Annotated in this window: 15 protein-coding genes; 8 read left to right on the forward strand and 7 right to left on the reverse strand. The window is 45.3% G+C overall.

Annotated features, from left to right (window positions below):
• Positions 1–57: 57 nt before the first annotated feature.
• The 3 genes from JWH17_RS00690 to JWH17_RS00700 are packed head-to-tail and all read left to right on the forward strand — an operon-like array spanning position 58 to position 3,101.
• Entirely contained in the window at positions 58–2,538 is a 2,481-nt protein-coding gene (locus JWH17_RS00690; RefSeq protein WP_205220628.1) for an intermembrane phospholipid transport protein YdbH family protein, read from the forward strand.
• Between the two features lie 35 nt (positions 2,539–2,573).
• Positions 2,574–2,762 (forward strand): YnbE family lipoprotein, encoded by a 189-nt coding sequence (locus JWH17_RS00695; protein WP_205220629.1) that lies wholly within the window; start codon positions 2,574–2,576, stop codon positions 2,760–2,762.
• A 15-nt stretch (positions 2,763–2,777) separates the two neighbouring features.
• Complete coding sequence (locus JWH17_RS00700) at positions 2,778–3,101, forward strand: YdbL family probable chaperone protein (RefSeq protein WP_319547487.1); 324 nt, start codon at positions 2,778–2,780, stop codon at positions 3,099–3,101.
• Positions 3,102–3,150: 49 nt separating this feature from the next.
• Here JWH17_RS00700 and JWH17_RS00705 read toward each other — a convergent pair whose 3' ends face one another.
• The 4 genes from JWH17_RS00705 to JWH17_RS00720 all read right to left on the reverse strand — a co-directional run bounded on the left by JWH17_RS00705 (position 3,151) and on the right by JWH17_RS00720 (position 7,766).
• Entirely contained in the window at positions 3,151–4,848 is a 1,698-nt protein-coding gene (locus JWH17_RS00705) for an ABC1 kinase family protein (protein ID WP_205220630.1), read from the reverse strand.
• Between the two features lie 11 nt (positions 4,849–4,859).
• Positions 4,860–5,171 (reverse strand): phasin family protein, encoded by a 312-nt coding sequence (locus JWH17_RS00710; RefSeq protein ID WP_205220631.1) that lies wholly within the window; start codon positions 5,169–5,171, stop codon positions 4,860–4,862.
• 254 nt (positions 5,172–5,425) lie between these two features.
• Positions 5,426–5,794, reverse strand: a complete 369-nt coding sequence (locus JWH17_RS00715; RefSeq protein ID WP_205220632.1) for a RapZ C-terminal domain-containing protein — start codon at positions 5,792–5,794, stop codon at positions 5,426–5,428.
• A gap of 190 nt (positions 5,795–5,984) precedes the next feature.
• Positions 5,985–7,766, reverse strand: a complete 1,782-nt coding sequence (locus JWH17_RS00720; RefSeq protein WP_205220633.1) for a chloride channel protein — start codon at positions 7,764–7,766, stop codon at positions 5,985–5,987.
• A gap of 369 nt (positions 7,767–8,135) precedes the next feature.
• Here JWH17_RS00720 and JWH17_RS00725 point away from each other — a divergent pair, with 369 nt between their 5' ends.
• The 3 genes from JWH17_RS00725 to JWH17_RS00735 all read left to right on the forward strand — a co-directional run bounded on the left by JWH17_RS00725 (position 8,136) and on the right by JWH17_RS00735 (position 12,982).
• Complete coding sequence (locus JWH17_RS00725) at positions 8,136–8,315, forward strand: hypothetical protein (RefSeq protein ID WP_205220634.1); 180 nt, start codon at positions 8,136–8,138, stop codon at positions 8,313–8,315.
• 457 nt (positions 8,316–8,772) lie between these two features.
• Positions 8,773–12,348: a pyruvate:ferredoxin (flavodoxin) oxidoreductase gene (gene nifJ, locus JWH17_RS00730; RefSeq protein WP_205220635.1), complete on the forward strand. Its 3,576-nt coding sequence runs from the start codon at positions 8,773–8,775 to the stop codon at positions 12,346–12,348.
• A gap of 169 nt (positions 12,349–12,517) precedes the next feature.
• Complete coding sequence (locus tag JWH17_RS00735; protein WP_205220636.1) at positions 12,518–12,982, forward strand: CBS domain-containing protein; 465 nt, start codon at positions 12,518–12,520, stop codon at positions 12,980–12,982.
• Positions 12,983–13,103: 121 nt separating this feature from the next.
• Here the strand turns inward: JWH17_RS00735 and JWH17_RS00740 are convergent, their stop codons facing one another.
• Positions 13,104–14,054 (reverse strand): YkgJ family cysteine cluster protein, encoded by a 951-nt coding sequence (locus tag JWH17_RS00740; protein WP_232370803.1) that lies wholly within the window; start codon positions 14,052–14,054, stop codon positions 13,104–13,106.
• A gap of 474 nt (positions 14,055–14,528) precedes the next feature.
• Between JWH17_RS00740 and JWH17_RS00745 the strand changes: the two genes are divergently transcribed.
• Together JWH17_RS00745 and JWH17_RS00750 are read left to right on the forward strand one after the other, a co-directional pair.
• Positions 14,529–14,726: a hypothetical protein gene (locus tag JWH17_RS00745; RefSeq protein ID WP_205220637.1), complete on the forward strand. Its 198-nt coding sequence runs from the start codon at positions 14,529–14,531 to the stop codon at positions 14,724–14,726.
• Between the two features lie 68 nt (positions 14,727–14,794).
• Positions 14,795–15,598, forward strand: a complete 804-nt coding sequence (locus JWH17_RS00750) for a histidinol-phosphatase (RefSeq protein WP_205220638.1) — start codon at positions 14,795–14,797, stop codon at positions 15,596–15,598.
• A gap of 47 nt (positions 15,599–15,645) precedes the next feature.
• Here JWH17_RS00750 and JWH17_RS00755 read toward each other — a convergent pair whose 3' ends face one another.
• The gene (locus tag JWH17_RS00755; protein ID WP_205220639.1) at positions 15,646–17,277 is read right to left on the reverse strand and encodes a HEAT repeat domain-containing protein; all 1,632 of its coding nucleotides are present in this window, start codon (positions 17,275–17,277) and stop codon (positions 15,646–15,648) included.
• Positions 17,278–17,325: 48 nt separating this feature from the next.
• Positions 17,326–19,053: an FAD-dependent oxidoreductase gene (locus JWH17_RS00760; RefSeq protein WP_205220640.1), complete on the reverse strand. Its 1,728-nt coding sequence runs from the start codon at positions 19,051–19,053 to the stop codon at positions 17,326–17,328.
• Between the last annotated feature and the right edge of the window lie 344 nt (positions 19,054–19,397).

Below are 19,397 nucleotides of genomic sequence, written 5' to 3' on the forward strand. Positions count from 1 at the left end.
CATGGCCAAGAATCGAACGTTTCAATTTTCTCCATACTATTCCCTCCTTGATTGACTATGCGTAACGCCTTATTTTTTCTGCTCTTTTCTTCACTCCTTCTTACCTTAGCCATCATTTTTCGCCTTCCGCTGTTGGAATGGAGTGTTCCTAAGTATCTCTCCTCTAAAAATTTCCACAATATTTCTCTTGAACTGCACTCTTTCTCTGTTAACCACCTTGAGATTAAAACATTCTCAGCCGATTACAAACACAAACAACAACAGTATAAAGTATCGTTCTCGCAGATGGTGCTTCAATACACAATTACTGGATTATTTGCAAAAAGGGTGGATCGACTTTCTATTCAGCGCGCTGCGATTACCCTCCCGCCTGCTCTTCCCTCCCGAGCACCAACTAAACAAGCAACCATTAATCCATCTACAGTCAAAGATGTGATTAAAAAATTGCAGGAAGTAAACATCCCGGTAAAAGAAGTCGCTATCAAACAACTTTTTTTCAACACAACGAATATAGGGTATTTAAGCAACCTCCCCATTGCCTTGCAGTTAAATTCAAGAGGCAAAGAGCTACACTCAAACCTCCTTTTTTCCCTTACCAATCAAGAGAATATTGAATTTACCCTCCACAGAAAACAGCATCACCCCCTTAGCGTAATTATCCGCCATAGCAAAAAGGAACAAACAGTGCAAACGCTGCAAATTGAGGCAGAGGCTACCCAGCTTAAAGCTCAAGCAGCCTTGTCCATTGAGGAACTCTCCCAGTACGTACAGATCGACCAGCTACAAGGACACACCGGCAAGGTAAAGGCGTCCTTTTCACTCCAGCTGAAAAAACCATTGTCACTCCAATTACAAATGCAGGCTAGTGGCCTGCAACATCCCAGGTATTCAGTCAGGGCACTCAATTTGGCCATGCAGTTAACGCTTGATGCCGATAAACGAATAACCATTAGCAACGCCTCCCGGCTACAGGCTGAAGGGCTAACAAACGGCAAGGTAAAAATAGAGCGCCTTGACCTCCCTGTCAGCAGCACCCTGATACCCGCCGATGGCGGAATAAACGTGTACTTTTCCTCACCTCAACCATGGCAGGTGAAGCAACTTGAAATTGGCGGAACAAATATACAAGATATACATATCCCACCTTTTAGAGAACTGCTTATAACCAAAGACACAACACGCCTCACCCCTCAACTTGCTCCGTTAACAATCCATGGGATGAGTGTTGCCGGATGGCATGTTCCGAAGTTGACTTTCACTCCAGGGGCAAAAGTACCGATCACCATGCAAACAGCCTCTGAAACAATAAAAGTCACCTCTCCTTCCTGGAAAACAACTGCTTTCACGATTGAAAAAGATAAGCTGCAACTTGCCTGTGAATCAATACATGCAGACCTGAAAAATACAGCCATAACTACCACTCTGGAGACTGATCTCTTTCTGAGAACATCTGCGCTTCTTTTGACATCAAGTAAGATGTCTCTACCGGTGAAAGAGATCACCGGAAAAATACTGCTCAAGAACCAACGTCTCAACGCTGCATTGCAGATGATGCCGAGTAAAAATACCGGAAAAATAAAAATAACGGTAAAACACGGCCTGAACTCCGGTAAAGGAATGGCCCGGATGACAACAGATGAGCCTATTCTTTTTTCGCCAACGCAAGGTATTGCCTCCCTTATTAAAGGCGTATCGCTTCCGCTCACCATGACTTCAGGCAAATTCAACACCGACGTGGAAGCCTCCTGGCAAAAAACACGACCATTCATGGCAAAGGCATCGGTACAGGTCACAAACGGAGCCGGCCTCCTCAAAGAAATCCCATTTTCCGGCCTACATATCGACCTAGACCTGGACTTGCTGCCTGAATTACGATCTAACAAGCCCGGCAAGCTGGAGATAGCACAAATCAATCGTGCCATTCCTGTTACCAACCTCCAGGGAATATACAACATTTCACCTTCGGGTAAAGGTAAGCTTCCCAGCTTTGATATCCAACAGCTAAGTGCCGACATCATGCAGGGTAATATTAAAACGGACCCTTTTATCTATCTACCGGGTGCAGACAAACAGGCGGTTACCATTCGGGCTGAGGATATCGACCTGAGCGAGATTGTCGGTGTTTTAAAAGTGAAAGGATTACAGGTTGATGGAAAACTAAATGGTTATCTTCCGCTGACTATTGACCGCAAAAGAGTGAGCCTTGATAACGGGGAAGTGTATGGAAGCAAACACGGCGGCACCATTAGATTTCGCCCGCAGGGGGTACCGACACAGCATTCCCAGCTCACAGCCTACGCACTCAAGGCATTAGAGGAATTTCATTTTACCGTACTCAGGGCACCGGTCAGGTACCAGGCAGACGGCACTCTCCTAATTGATATTCAACTGCAGGGAGTAAGTCCACCCCTCTCGACCACCAGGCCGGTACATCTCAATATTCATACCGAACAAAATCTGCTTTCGCTTCTCAAGAGCCTTCGCTATAATGACGCCTTAACCAAAGACTTGGACAAACACCTGCAGAAACAATATTAAATTTCTGAAACAACCTTGTTCTAAAGGAACCCAACATGTTGAAATTGTTGATCAGCACCATGACTCTGACAGCCTTTCTGATCGGATGTACCCCTACAGTCCAGGTTGCTCCCCCGGAAAAACCTATTACCATTAACCTTAATGTTAAAATTGAACATGCAATTCAAGTTAAAGTAGAAAAAGCACTTGATGATGTCATCAGTAAAGACAGCGGATTATTCTAAGAGGAGGAAAATCCCGTGAAAAAGTTCGTAGCAGTCATTTTTATTACAGTCTTTGTTGCATTGAGCAGTGCTCTCGCCCTGGATCTGCAATCCGCCAAATCCCAAGGACTGGTAGGCGAAACCCCCAGTGGTTACCTGGCACCTGTTGAGGGCGGTAATGCGGAAGCGGTAAAACTGGTGCAATCAATCAATGCCCAGCGTAAAGCACATTATCAGGGTATTGCCAACCGAAACAAAACATCCCTGCAGAGCGTTGAGCTGCTTGCCGGCAAAAAGGCCATTGAGAAATCGCCTGCTGGTCATTTTGTACAGATTAACGGTCAGTGGAAAAAGAAATAATGCTATAGCGGGAAGGAGCTTTTGCCGGACACCCATCCCAATAATGGGGCTACATTTTGCCGTGGCGGATAATGGACAGCAATAACCAGAACCCCATTACTCCGGCCACGACAAAACCGACCAGGCCGATGATGGGAATACCATGCCAACGGGGTGGTATATCAGAGAGAACAATAAGAGAACTACCGATTACAAGGGCGGCAAGAACGATGGCAAAGGACACCCGGTTGGAAACCCGGTCAAGCGCAACCCCAAGAGATTGCACGCCCCGATGTTCGAACTCCATCTTTATCTTGCCGCTTCGCAATTGGCGCGAAATAGCCAGCACCTCTTCCGGCATTTCCTTAAAAAATTGAAGATAAGAAGCGGCCGTATGACTCATTTCGTTCATGACCCGGTCAGGCTGCATGCGACCATACTGGATCTTACGCATAAACGGCTTGGCCAGGTTGATGAGTTGTAAATGTGGGTCAAGCACCAGCCCGACCCCTTCCACCGTGGCCAAGGCCTTCATCATCAAATAGAGCCCTGGTTTAATAGACAGTTTGTGCCGTGAAACCAGGTTCAAAATATCCTGCAAAATTTTTCCCGCCTCCAATTCCCCTAGCGGTCGATAAAGATACATATCCATCATATCGCCAAGATCACCAGCAAGAAGCGCTTGATCTATTTCACCATGTTGCAGGGTAACATTCAAAAGTCCACGGGTTGCCTTACGCTCATCACCGGCAACGAGGCTCAATACAAGATCGGTAAAATCTTCCCTATCTTTAATGGACAGGCGTCCCATCTGACCAAAATCTATGAAACAGACAACGTTACCTGGAAGGATAAAAATATTTCCGGGATGCGGGTCGGCATGAAAAAAACCATGGACAAAAATCTGCTCCATAACCAGAACTGCTCCACGCTCGGCAAGCAGAGGCAGATCAGCACCACTGGCGGTCAATTTTCCAACATCAGAGCACTTGATCCCATCAATATATTCCATGACCAATAACCGCTCGCTACTTAACTGAGGATAGACAAGGGGAATATGGACGGTATCGTTATGCTCAAACTGAAGCCTGAAACGCTCAATATTGGTTAACTCTATGGAAAAATCGATCTCCCGACTCAAGCTTCGTGCAAACTCATGGACAATGGACGATGGGCGATGCCCCTGTACCTCTTCCAGATACTGTTCCATCAGTTCCGCTATATGAGCCAATATCTCCAGATCAACGGCTATAATGTTCTCAATTTGCGGCCGTTGGACTTTGACCACCACCTCCTCACCACCGTGAAGTACGGCACGGTGCACCTGCCCGATGGATGCCGCTGCAAGAGGCGTGGAATCAAAATACCGATAGACCTGCTCCGGTGATTTCCCCATCTCTTCTGCAAAAATAGTGCATACTTCTTCATAGGAAAAAGGCGGGATCTTATCTTGGAGTTTTGCCAGTTCGTCCAGGTAATCAGCAGGGATAAAATCGGGCCTGGTAGAGAGGAGCTGCCCTAGTTTTATAAAGGTAGGCCCCAGTTCTTCAAAAACAAGGCGAAGCCTTTCAGGACGTGAAAGCCTGGCGATCTGTTCGCGGGGCTTTCGATTAATCATGCGTAAACCGGATTCAAGATACTGATCGATATGCAGTCTATCAACCAAATCATCAAAGCCGTACTTGAATAAAACCCGCAGGATGCGGTGATAACGGTTCAGATGCCTGTAGGTACGGCCAATGGCACCAAGTTTACGAATGCTGAACATTCTCAGTCGACCTATTCGCTCTTTTCTTGTGTATTTAATGCCACCTGAAGCTCTTCAATCTGTCTTCGAAGTTCATTGACCTCATCGACCGTTGCCAGATTCAGCTGTTTCACTTTTTCCTCCACCCGCCTGTTTATCCAAAGATTGAGCTGTTCTTTAGCTTTCTCTGATTTGCTCATCAGTTCATCGACAAATTGTTTTCCCTCCTCCTGAGACATTTTACCTTTTTCAATGAATTCCGCTTGGAGCTCTTCAATTTTTTCCTTGGTCAAAAAGGCAGCACCCAGTCCGGCATACACAATATTTTTCATCATTTCTTTCATAACGTCCTCCACCTTTACAGGTTATAAGTTATAGTAACTCGCAAATGAATTGAGCCTTAACCAAGCTGTTAACATTTTAACAAATCATAACTCTTGGTTTCAGTGGGGCACCAATTCATCGGCTATGGACTATAAACAGCTTCCTTCACTAATTCATTTTTATAACTTTGCAGCGAATAAAAAATAACCTTGCCATACTCTCGATCTCTACCTACTCAACATCGCCCCATACACTCACAAAATATTTGAATTATTCACTTTTTATCAATATCTCTATGATACACCTCAAGTACAAAACCGCACCGGCCCAAAAATCGACGAAGGTGCTCAGTTACGGCGACACTACGGTGCCTGCCTCCTGTACACCCTATGGCCACGGTTAATTGCTCTCTTTCCTTTTTCTGATGTTCTTCCAGTAAAAACTGGAGGAAAGGTTCCAGCCTGGCCAAAAAAATATGGCCTTTCTCATTATTCAGGACATGCAGCGCTACTTCCGGATCGCAGCCGTTCCCTGCCTTTAATTCCGGCACCCAGTATGGGTTGGGGAGAAAACGAACATCCAGGACCACATCAGCCTCAGGATACCCATGTTTATACCCAAATGAGTGCAGAACAATATCCACTAGCCACCTCCATAAGCCTGAAAAATAAACATTTCTTTGTTGTAATAATATTATACACGCCCAATGCTAAAGCAACAGAAATAAAGAGATTATTCCAGCACCGAAATACTTTACCATTCCAGCGCAAAGCACAAAAAAAGGGAACAGTCAAACTGTCCCCCTTTGATCCATTTTACGACTGGCTCCCCATTTAGGTGGAGGAGCAAAGCATCCGAATCGATTCAGCCTTTTCAGTAATCCCGCGATTGAGCATTTCTCGATTATAGGCGGCAATCACCTCCTGACGTTTAAGCATTCCCAACACCCATGGTTCTTCCAGTCGTTCCACTACTGGAATTTCGTCAATGCCTTTCACATCAAAAAGCTGCATTGCATCGTATAAATTATCATCAGGAGTAAGCATGATTACATCTCGGGTACAAATAGCACCGACCAGGTAACAAACCCGCTGTTCTGCATCATGGAGGATGTTTTTCACATCCTGCATGGACACAACTCCCACCATCAGTCCCTTGTGGTTCACCACCGGGAAATAAAAACTGTTTTGGGCAAAGCGAAACAATTGAAGCAAATGATTAATATTTGCATTTTCACTAATAAAATCGACGTCTTCTGTGATTGCTTTTCCCACCCGGATTGACTTCATGATTGCCACTTCCCTGCCTTCATGAATATCAATTCCCTGACGAGTAAAATCGACCGTATCAATGGAATCATGGTAAAAACGGCTGGCTATCATGGTCCCTAAAACAGCGGTAAGCATAACAGGAACAATGACCATATTATTGCCGGTCATTTCAAAGAGGAGAAAAATGGCTGTCAAAGGCGCATGGGTGGAAGCCGCCAGAAAGGCTCCGATACCGACGGTTGCATACGCCCCCGAAGATGCAGTGTATTCTGGAAAAAAGTAATGCACAACACCGCCAAAAGCACCACCTATGACGGCACCGATAAAGAGTGCCGGCGCAAAAACGCCCCCTGCTCCGCCGGACCCAAGGGTGATGGCAGTGGCAATGGATTTCAGGAAAACAAGGGCCAGCATTATCCATACGATACCGTGACCGGCGAGGGTCGATTCAATATATTCATACCCGTCCCCCATAACCTGGGGAAAAAAGATCCCGATACAGCCAATCATAAAGGCGCCGATGATAGGCTTGACTTGGGGATGGATCGGGGTCGCCTGGAATTTGTCACGAACGTAATAAAAAAATCGGATATGCGCCACAGCAAGGACTCCAACAACTACAGCCATAAGCGCGTAAAGGGGAATCTCAACAAAATAGTTAACTATCTCAAAATCAGGAATAGGAAAGGCAGGAATTTCGCCGTAATAGGCACGCGAAACAACAGTTGCAAGGGCAGAGGCAATAACCAGGGCCGCAAACGAGGAAATCTCGTACGTTCCAAGCAATACTATTTCTGCAGCAAAAAAAATACCTGCCAACGGCGCATTGAAAATACCGGCAATACCACCGGCAGAACCGGCTGCAATAAAGACCTTCATTCTCTTGCCGGAAACCCTGAATCGTTGCCCTACCTGCGAACCAACCGCACCGCCTATTTGCGCAATAGGGCCTTCCACGCCAGCGGAATTTCCTGACCCAATGGTTAGCGCGGTGGCGGCAATCTTGATAAAAATATTACGTCCCCTGATAACGCCGTTTTCCAGATTCACTCTGCGCAGAAAAGCAGTTAATCCATATCCATTTACCTTTCCGGGAAAAGCAAGGGAGAGAGGGATCAGAGCGACAGCCCCGACCATTGGTAAAAGAGGCAGGAGGAGTTTTCGCCATCCGCCTTCATCAATGCGCAAAAGTTCATACCCACCAACAAAGACCACTTCATGTACCAAATCCACAGATTCACGAAAGGCTATAATTGCAAGGCCCGCCATGACGCCGATGAATGCAGCGATGAAAATTACCCGTGTTTGTTCACCAGGCAGAAACAGTTTGAGCTTAGTCCGCATACATACTCCGACAGAATTCTATTATTCACTACTTTTTCTAATTTTCCAGCCTAAAGAATACGAGACAGGTGGAGTCCAAAAGGTTTACAGGGATACGCAGATAAACGCAAAACAACATGCCCATTAACGCACTTGTAAATCAAAGTTGGCAGATATAACAAAAAGCAGGGAGCTTTGAAACGCTTTTTTACGCTGTATTAAAGATATAGAGGCATTGTTATACGTTTAATGGAAACATACACTGATTTTCACCTGCTTTTATAAGCTACTATTTACATATCCGTGAACAATAACTATAGAGAGACCAGTAACCATTCAGCAGCAAATAATTATTTTTTCCACGAGACCTTATTTCATTGGAAATAGAATATGCCTAAGCAAAACAAAGAAAATCCTTCCCCCCAAAGAGTAGCCTTTCTTCGTCAGCTACCACTCCACGTAAAAGAAACCATAACAGGTGATGAAGCGCACCAGTTTATGTTTGAAGAAGAAATTCCGGAATCACTCTATGAAAAAATCAAAGATTACATAGAGGAAGAAAATCAATAAAACTTCCAGGGTTTGAGATCGTCTCGGCAAGCGCTTGAGGAGCATCATTCTTCAAGATAAAATGTTTCTCCATTCCCCGAGTAGTTAACGGCTTCTCGCCCCTCTTGCATTGCCGCTACAGGACCGAATATGCCCAAAATTCTTTAACATTGCATAATCACATTTTTTAGTATATCTTGTCGCTATTTTGTAGCCTTTCCTTTCTAAAAACTCGTCAGGACAAAGGATACATTACGCATTAAATCTTAGCTTAACTGACTGGAATAATTATTGCCCGACGGATAAGCAGAAACAGATCGTTGAATGAGGCGTCAATCATTTCACGTCGGTAGTCATATCCGCTTGGGCATTACAAGTATTTAGGTTCTCTGTTTGCTGTAAGGAGAATTTACTTTGTTAAAACCCTTTCCGGCTCTTTTGTCGGAAAACAGTAACCACCGTGTAAGGAGAATGAGCTATGTCGCGAAAAATGGTCAACATTGATGGCAACCAGGCATGTACGCATGTCGCATATGCTACCAGTGAAGTCATCACAATTTACCCCATCACCCCATCCTCTCCGATGGCGGCAGAAGCCGATGCCAAGGCTAATGCAAAACAGGAAAATATCTGGGGTTCTATCCCGGTTATTTCTCAGATGCAATCCGAGGGTGGAGTTGCCGGCGCGCTGCATGGTTCGCTGAACTCGGGCGCTCTCTGTACAACTTTTACCGCATCCCAGGGCCTGCTGCTGATGCTGCCCAACATGTATAAAATCGCTGGTGAGTTGACTCCTACGGTTTTCCATGTAACTGCTCGTGCTCTGGCCTACCAGGGACTTTCCATTTTTGGTGATCACAGTGACGTTATGTCTGCCCGGCAAACGGGTTGGGCAATGCTCAGTTCACAGAGCGTCCAAGAAGCACAGGACATGGCACTGATCGCTACCCAAGCCACCCTGATGTCCCGCATTCCTTTCCTCCATTTCTTCGATGGTTTTCGTACCTCCCATGAGGTTGCTAAAGTTGAAGAACTGACAATGGATGACATGAAGGAGATGATCGATGAAGATCTCATTCATGAGTTCCGTGCTCGTGCCTTGACGCCAGATCGTCCATCTATGTGTGGTACAGCTCAGAACCCTGATGTTTTCTTTACAGGCCGTGAGACAGTCAATAAATATTATGAAGCCATCCCTGGTAACGTACAGGCAACCATGGATAAGTTTGCAGCACTGACCGGTCGCCAGTACAACCTGTTTGACTATTACGGTGCACCTGATGCAACCGACGTTATTGTTATCATGGGTTCCGGTGCTGAAGTTGTTACTTCAACCATCGATTACATGGTTGCCCAGGGTGAAAAAGTCGGTATGGTTATTGTCCGCCTTTTCCGTCCGTTTGACCAAACAGCAATGGTGAATGCTCTGCCGTCAACGGTTGAACGCTTGACTGTTCTTGATCGTACCAAGGAACCTGGTGCACTTGGCGATCCGCTGTACCTTGACGTTCGTGCTGCAATCGGTGAAGCGGCAGAAGCAAACCCAACCATGATTCCGCCAGTCATCCTTGGTGGTCGTTATGGCCTTGGTTCTGCTGAATTTACACCTGCAATGGTCAAAGCTGTCTATGAAAATATGACCGCATTTGCACCAAAGAACAAATTCTGTATAGGTCCACACGACGACGTAGCCTTCACCAGCCTGAATTACGACAAGACTTTCAATATCGAAGGTGATGATGTTTATCGCGCCTTGTTCTATGGTCTGGGTTCTGATGGTACCGTTGGTGCTAACAAAAACACCATCAAAATTATTGGTAACGAAACAGAAAACTCTACTCAGGGTTACTTTGTTTACGATTCCAAAAAGTCAGGTTCCATGACTGTTTCTCACCTCCGTTTTGGTGAAAACAAAATCGTTTCTCCTTACCTGATCAACAAGGCAAGCTTCATTGCCTGTCATAATTTTGCGTTCCTTGATAGCTATGACATGCTTGCCAACCTTGAAGAAGGCGGCACCTTTCTGCTGACTACTTCTTTTTCCAAAGACGAAATCTGGAACCACCTGCCGGCATTGGTTCAGAGACAAATGATTGAAAAGAACGTCAAGTTCTTCATCATCGATGCGGTAAAACTTGGTCTCGCTCTTGGCCTTGGCGCGCGCATTAACATGATCATGCAGACAGCCTTCTTCATGATCTCCGGCATTCTCACCAAAGAAGATGCCATTGAAGCGATCAAAAAAGCGATCAAGAAAACCTATGGTATCAAAGGTGACAAGATCGTTAACATGAACTATGCAGCGGTTGACGGAGCGATTGAAAACATCGTTGAAGTCACTCTGCCAAGTGAAGTTAACGGCCATGAAATGCCACCGACTGTTCCTGATGAAGCCCCTAAGTTTGTCAAAGAGATCACCGCAAAAATGATGGAAGGTCATGGCGACGAACTTAAGGTTTCTCAAATTCCTGATAATGGTCGCTGGCCGACAGCCACCACCCAGTGGGAAAAACGTAACATCGCTGTTAACGTATCCCAATGGGATCCGGAAGCATGTATCCAGTGTGGTCGCTGTTCACTTGTTTGCCCACACGGTTGTATCCGCATGAAAGTTGCCACCCCTGAAGCTCTTGAAGCTGCCGGTGCAACTGCTGATTTTAAAACCGCTGATGCAGTAGGTAAAGAGTACAAAGGCATGAAATTCACCATGCAGATCTCCACTGCCGACTGTTGTGGCTGTACACTCTGTGTAAGCGTTTGCCCTGCTCGTAAGAAAGATAAGGATGGCAATAAGACCGACAAGGCTGCCCTGAGCATGGTTCCGAATACTGAGGAACTCTACGAGCATGAAGCTAAAAACTGGGCTGCTTTCCTCAAGTTGCCTGAAGTTGATCGTAGCACCCTCAAAACTTCCACCATTAAAGGAAGCCAGTTCCTGAGGCCTCTTTTTGAGTTCTCCGGTGCCTGCGCAGGTTGTGGTGAGACTCCATATGTCAAACTTGTCACCCAGCTGTTTGGTGATCGCATGATGGTTGCAAACGCCACAGGCTGTTCTTCTATCTACGGTGGCAACCTGCCTACAACCCCATACTGTACACGTGAAGATGGACGTGGTCCTGCATGGTCCAACTCCCTTTTCGAAGATAATGCTGAGTACGGTCTTGGTATGCGCCAGGCAGTAGACAAGCTTGGTATGCAGGCTGTTGAGCTGATTGAAGCCGCTGTTGCTGAAAATCTGATCGATAAAGCCATGGCTGATAGCCTCATTGATGCTACCCAAAATGATCAAGCCGAAATCGAAGCAATGCGCGAAAAAGTTGCAGCGCTCAAAGCTGCACTTGCAGGCAATGATGCCCCGGTCGCCAAACGTCTGATAGGCGTAGCAGACTATCTCGTCAAAAAATCCGTATGGATCTTTGGTGGAGACGGCTGGGCATACGATATCGGATACGGCGGATTGGACCATGTATTGGCATCCGGACAAAACGTTAACGTTATGGTCATGGATACCGAAGTGTACTCCAACACCGGTGGTCAGATGTCCAAGTCTACCCCACGTGCGGCTGTAGCTCAGTTTGCTGCTGGTGGTAAGCGTGCTCCTAAGAAAAACATGGGTATGATCTTCTCTACCTTTGGTAACGTCTATGTTGCTCGTATCTCCATCGGTGGAAATCCACAGCAGGCTGTCAAGGCTATTGCTGAGGCTGAAGCCTATGACGGACCATCTTTGATCATTGCTTATGCACACTGTATCAACCATGGTATCAACATGGCCCATGGACTTGAGCAGCAAAAGAAAGCGGTTGAATGCGGTCACTGGTCACTGTATCGCTACAACCCAATGCTGGAAGCAGAAGGTAAGAACCCTCTGACCATTGACAGTAAAGAGCCTACCATGACCTTTGCTGACTATGCATTGAATGAAAACCGTTACAGGATGCTGAAAATATCCAATCCAGATATGGCTGAGGAACTTATGGCCGAATCTCAAAAGGATGTTGATAAGTCCTGGAAGATGTTGAAAGCATGGGCTAAGGCACTCGAAGCTGAGTAAGTCCAGTCCTTGACATTCAGTTGTACCTAAGCAGCCCTGCCGATTATTCGGCAGGGCTGCTTTTCTTTTTATCTTTTTTTAGCTTGCTGTTTATTTTTCATTTGGTGTTATATACACACAATCAGAAAAAAATATCACACCCTGCAAACAACGTAAGAAGGAGAGAGTAATGCAGTTATTTGCAAAAGATATCATGATTAAAAATTATGATACCATCCATATGGATGAGCCGGCAGAAAAGGCTATTCATAGAATTCTCACCGCTAAAGTCAGGCCCACTGGCCACAAGACAGTCAGTCTTATGGTTATTGATGATGCCCACAGACTGGTGGGAACGATAAGTATGTTCTATATTTTGTATCACCTGCGACCATCTTTTCTCAACTATGGCATTGATGGCGACACGCTTTCCTGGCAGGGTGAGCTTGATCAATTCATCAATTCAGTGAAGGAAAAGACTGTAAGTCAGATAATGAATGCCAATATATTGAGTATTCCACCTGATGAGCCACTCATGGCGATTGTGGACAGGATGGTTAAAGATAGAATCCGACGAATGCCGGTTGTGGATAATGGCAAGTTGGTTGGGGTTGTTTATCTTTCAGATATTTTTTATCACCTTTTTAATAGGTAACATGAATATCATTACATTTTGCACAGAGTGATACAACAATAAAGCCGGAACAGGATGTTCCGGCTTTATTGTTCAGTGTCGCTCCGCAAAAAAGAAACTGGGGATGAACTGGCAGTAACTTTTATCCGTTTTTTTCTTCACGTTCTCGCAACAGGCGATCCCGCTCAGCCTTCAATTCTTCGTACTCACGTTCAGCGTTTTGCAGGGAATTGTCCTGGCGCTGTTTAATCTCTTCTATCTTCGCTTGCAGCTTTTCTTGCTTGATGGGCATCTCGCCGGCACCAAAAAGAGTGTTTGCCAGATACTGAAACGAAAACAACATAAGTTCAATGTCGTCTTCCTTAATTTTTGCCAGTGTCTCTTCATCGACCACATAGGTATCAAGAAAGGAACTTTCAAACACAAACTTTCGAAAGGTATCAAGATCAGTTGATGCCATGAAAAACATTCTTTTGGCAGCATCACTTAAAGTCGCCTGCAAGCCAAAAGATTTACGCCGCATAACTAAACGCAGCCACTCTTTATTCATCTCATCCCGGACATCAACCCCCTGATCTGCACGCCACTCTCTAATTGTCCATTTTTTTGGTTCTTCATGACCTTTGCAGTGATCTTCTTTTACAAGAAAAAAGAACTTCTGTTCAGCTGCATCATTGGTTCCTCCTTCATGAAAATCTGCCATGCCAACAGGATAATATCGACAAGCAGTAGGACGATCTTCATACACGGTGCATCCTTCAGGGGTTACAAAAGGGCACGCCTTTTTTTCACCAACCAATTTTAATTGCACGCCCGGCATATCGGTTTTTTCCAAATAAGTTGGTTCTGTATATTGAGTAATCAGTTCATGCGAAGCAATATTCAGGCGCTTTTTTAATAAAAGGATGTCATAAGGGGTCAAAATAATTTTTATATTATGACAGCAAGCCGTAAAACAACTCACCCCTGGATGACATTCAAACTGGAGAGCGGAATCGAGAGTCAGCTTCTCGGGCAGGATGTTGGATGGATTTTTATCGGTGCTGGTAAAAATTTTTGCATCACTTAATTCTTGTTGCATCTTCTCAGACATGCTTTTCCTCTTTCAGAAACTTCCCGGACAGATTGCAACAATACAAATACAGGAGTTCCAGAATTTCATATTCCCTGTCACCGAGCATGATGCTCAACGACAAAAAACAAATTATTTATGTAAGATTATTTTCCCGGAACTTCATATATTACCATTTCCCTCCTCTGTGTCAAACCCTATTGATTGGTTTTTCTTTTTCTTCTCATCTCGCTCCAACTTCATCTATAAAATTTAGCTACACCTCAATCCCTCTTCAAAGGCAACGCCTTTTCATTAGTTCAGTAACGGGTAAAGAAAAATTTTAATCACCGTATGCAATTTTATGTTTTTTTTCCCTTAAAACTGTTACTAAAACGGGCTGAATGAATTGATACCGATCTTTCTAAAAAGATAGTCTTCCCAAGTATCCATTCAAAGTATCTTAACTTTTGAGTACCTGGTCAATGAGTTTGCTGACCGTACATAACGATCCTAATGAAATTATTTTTATCCCATACCATAGACTTCACCAAAGTTGACACCCTTGTTTATCATCTGCCTGACGGCCCTTCATTCTCTCTGGAAATGCAAAATATAGGGGATCTCGTCGACATTGAGATGGAATACGGCGACATTTGTGATACATCAGATATCGACGGAGTCGTTCACTTTTTCCCGCGAGGCAACGCCTGACTACACGAATCCTGCTAGCCAAACCTTCTCTTGCAGGCTAGCTCAACCCTCCTCATCTCTGCTTCAGCATGAACAAATGCGACCCTATAGATATCGGTTTTGACGGTCATGTACATACCTATCTTTGCAATCACGCCAAGGGTACCATGGAAGAATATGTGGTCGCAGCAATCAGCAGAGGCCTGCATACGCTCTGTTTTTTAGAACATCTGGAAGTTGGAATTACCTATCACCAGCGAAGCTGGCTGAACGAAGAAGACTTTACTGTCTACTTCAGAGAAGGGACTCGTCTCAAAAAGGCGTATGAAGGTCAACTCACTATTTTACTAGGAGTTGAAGCAGGCTATAATCCGGAACAGCAAACCCCTTTTCTCAATCTTCTCAAAGCCTATCCATGGGACAGAATTGGCCTCTCACTTCATTTTTACAGAATAGGAAACAAGCATTTCAACCTACTCAGTCGCCAACCAGACAGCCTCGCTCTGCTGATTGAACATGATCCGGCACTGATCATGGATGCTTATTTTGATTCTCTCTTGGAAGCAATCCTGATTATGGAGCGCTGTGATGTTGTCTGCCATCTGGATGCATGCCTACGACATGCCCAAGAGAGAAGGCTTTCTGAAAAAAACTATATCCAAATCAACACCATTTTGGATACTATGCAACAAAAACAAATCGCTCTGGAAATAAATACTTCAGGCTTCACATTGCGCAAAGCCCCATTCCCGGAAGCAACCATTTTAAACAGGGCAATGCAACGGGGGCTCCTGCTGGTAGCGGGATCAGATGCCCACGCCCCACAACAGGTTGGCCGCCATTTCGACCAGGTTAACGATTATCTGCAACTCGCCTCCAAGCTCTCGATGTAAAAGAGACAACCTGCAAGGTGGTACTATAGCAACTCTCCTTTTTAGCTTTAAGGAAGATTGATAAATTTCCCCATCACCTTTCTCAGGCTCTCCACGTTAAACGGCTTCATCAATATGTCATTGACACCTGCATTGGTTGCGGCCTCATGATCCTGGATGTCACTCTGGGTGGTCACCATTACCACTGGTAAGTCATCGGCACTATACAGTTTTCGAATTTTTTCAGTGAGTTCAATTCCTGAAATATCGGGCATATTCAAATCGGTGAGGACAAATGCCGGTTGCTCTTTGGCCAGCCATTCCAAAGCTGTTTCCGGAAATTCAAACAATACCGGCTCACACCCCAGTTCATGCAAGGTTGCCTTGTAAATACTGAGAATCATCCTTGAATCATCTACGGCACACACCTTCAGCCGACGATTTTTTTCACCGCTGTCGCCTTCTATCCGATCAGCAAATGCTCCCCCAAGTCCTTTTTCGCGAAGCACAGTGGCGTAGTGATTTCTGATGTCAGGATGGGCATGGGGCAAATAGGTCAATGCCAGCTCTTGAAAAAACTCTTCATTGGCCAGACTTAAAAAGATGTTATCCACTTCGGCATTAACTATGATCTTCACTATATGCCTGGCTTCGCTTCCTCCGCTCCGGACAAGATTCTTAATGCCGGCCGAGAGAATTTCATTAAAATTTTTATCAATAGCGCGGGCAGCCGCAGTACAAACATGATCTTCAGTATCTGTTAGTCCAGCTGCCAGGGTATATGCTCCTTTACGAAGCGGAAGCAACGCCAGAGCTTCATAAGCTGCGAACCGTACATTGGCATCTTGGGGAACAGTGTTCAAAAGAGTTCGAATGGGCATAACCGCAGCCTCATCCCCTATCTCGCCCAACACATTTAAGGTATGAACCAAGAGATCATTATCGGTGTCCTTTAAATTTTCAATGAGCGTCGGCACTGCCTTGGAACCAATCTGAGTAAGGGTATCCTTTGCATAGATGCGCATATGCGCGTAATGGGAGCGTAAAGTATCATTAAGTATTCTCAACGATACTTTATCTTGTACTTCAGCAAAAATAGTGAGAATAACCAGATCCAACTCATTATCAGTTCCCATCCTCTCGGCAAGCCGGTGCATGGCTGTTTGCGTTCCGACCTGCCCGAGAGCATAGATGGCGCTGTTGATAAGATTACGATCTGCAGAATACAAAAAATCAGTTAACGTATTAACCGACTCCGGATCACCAATCAGGCCAAGATTTTCAATAATCAATTGCATAACCTGAGTGTCATCGTTCTGACTAAGTAACTCCACCAGAACCGGAGCAGCTTGCTCAAGTTTGAGCTCCCCGGCGGTCTCAATCATAATCGTCTTATCTTTGACGGTGGTGTCACGAAGTGCCTGCAAGAGGACATCAGGATAGGCAATCAGATTAGAGATTAAAGTTTCCCTGATAACAGGGAGACTCACTGCCAGCTCCGGCTTATCAACCAACAAATTATTCAAAAGAGGAACGGTAAAGTCAACATCGGCCTTGAAGAGCTCGTAAAGCAGCCTGTTCTGCGACTTTCTATCGATATCTCCAATATGGGTCAGCACCAGACGAGCTTTCATTCTGTCGCCTGTTTTGATGTTAGCCTGAATCTCTTCAATCATATGGTCAGTGTTTAATTCTGCCATATTCCTCCTATACTGCTCTCTGAATAATTGGATAGATACTATAAAATACTATTTTATATTCCACTCCAGGTCAAGGCGACTGACGACATTCAAGCCTCCACCCACTACATAATTATTTGTTTTCCCAACTGATTCGAGAAAAACCTGCACCTCATAAGAACGAGTCCCTGCATTGCATATGATAATGCATGTCTTGTCATCAGGCACCTCTTGGTGACGCGCTCTCATCTCTTCATATTGGACGAAAAGCCATTTGTCGGCTCCATATTTTTCCACATAGGGTTTGGCTTCGGCCGGATGGCGTATATCAAGAGCCACCCAGTCTGGTTCCGTCGTCATGTCCTCCATCCAGGCAAGAAAACGATCCAACTCGATCTGCCTGAAACGTCCGTCGCATAAATTTTCCGCTGCATACGCGACAGCATTGATGGAATCAATGGCAGAAGAGAAAGGCGGCGCATAAGCCATTTCCACATCGGCAAAGTCCTCTATCGTCGCTCCCTGAGCAATCAATCCTGCCGCCGTATCGATCCGGGCAGAAAGAGAATCGTTCATCATCCCGAAACCTTGTACTCCTAAAACCTTCCTGGTTCTTTTATCAAAAACCATCTGTAAAATCACCACCGCCTGATTGGGAAAAAAATGCGCTCGATCCGGTGGGGAGGTAATGGCATATTCTGCGTCAACTCCTTCTGCTTTAGCCGCTTCATAACTAATTCCGGTTGTAGCAATGCACCGTTCAAAAGCCTTCATGATAAAAGAGCCACACACCCCTTTAAACTGCGTCCGTATTCCTGCCAGGTTGTCTGCAACTACACGTCCCTGACGGTTGGCCAGTGAGCCGAGCGGAGTAAATGTATCGCGACCGGTCACCAAACTGAGACTGGCAACGCAGTCCCCGGCTGCATAGATATCCGGATCTGAAGTTCTCATCCGCCGATCAACTCTAATACCACCCCTGGAAGCGACCTCAAGACCTGCTTCTCCGGCCAATTCACTCCTAGGGCGTACACCGACGGCAACAATGACCAATTCTGCTTCCAGAGTACGCTTAGGCGTTTTTACCGCAGTTACCTTCCCATCATCGTTACCGATAATCTCAGTGGCCGATTCTCCGGTGTAAACATTCACCCCATTCTCCGACAAATGCTTTTTAAGCATACTTGCCATTGGCCAATCAACAATTGAAGGCAGTAACTGCGGTGCCAACTCCAGCAAAGAAGTTTCCACTCCCCATAGATCTTTAAGCGCCTCGGCCATCTCAATGCCTATCGCCCCTCCGCCAATGACAACCGCCTTACCTACCTGCCCCTGAGCTATCCTTTTTCTAATTTCAACGGCCTTATGAAGATTGGCAATGGTAAAGACACCATCCAAATCAGCGCCGGGAATGGGAAGAGCAAAAGGTTTTGCTCCGGTGGCTAGCATCAGCTTGTCATAGGGCAATTCCTGCTTCTCACCACTGTCGAGGTTTATAACCTTTATCACTTTCCGTTCCCGATCGATGGCGGTCGTCCTGGTACGAGTCCGGACATTCACTCCTTTTGCCTTCTCAAAAAACTTCTCATCACGGACAACATGAAAGCTGGTAGCGCGCAACTCACTTGCATCAGACACATCACCACTTACATAATAGGGGATGCCGCAGCCGCCATAGGAAATAAGACTATCCTGGTCTACCAAGGTAATATTCCAATCAGGTTTCAAACGTTTCAAACGACACGCCGCTTTAGGCCCAGCTGCAACAGCACCAACAATAACTATCTCTTTTCCCACGACATTTCTCCTAATATTACCGATAAATTCTCTCAAAACCAACGTATAATCCAGTACCCAGGATAATCTCCCCAACCAGTGCCCAGCCGTAAACAGGTGGTTTACTAAAGGGCTGCCAGGCGCCTGTCGAGTTGAGACATTTCCACTTCAAATCAAAGATTGTGAAAAAATAAAACACAAACATATACCGACTATTGCAAGCATTATTTTTTCGACAATTACTCCGAGTTGAAAAAAATGCTTCTGTTCGACAAGCTCTGGAGAAGAGATAAACGCTCTACAATATACAATACAACGTCACTATTCGACAAATAACGATTACCTTCGCCTTAACCTCCTAACCC

It is taken from the genome of Desulfogranum marinum, assembly GCF_016918565.1.
Taxonomy (GTDB): Bacteria; Desulfobacterota; Desulfobulbia; order Desulfobulbales; family Desulfobulbaceae; genus Desulfogranum; species Desulfogranum marinum.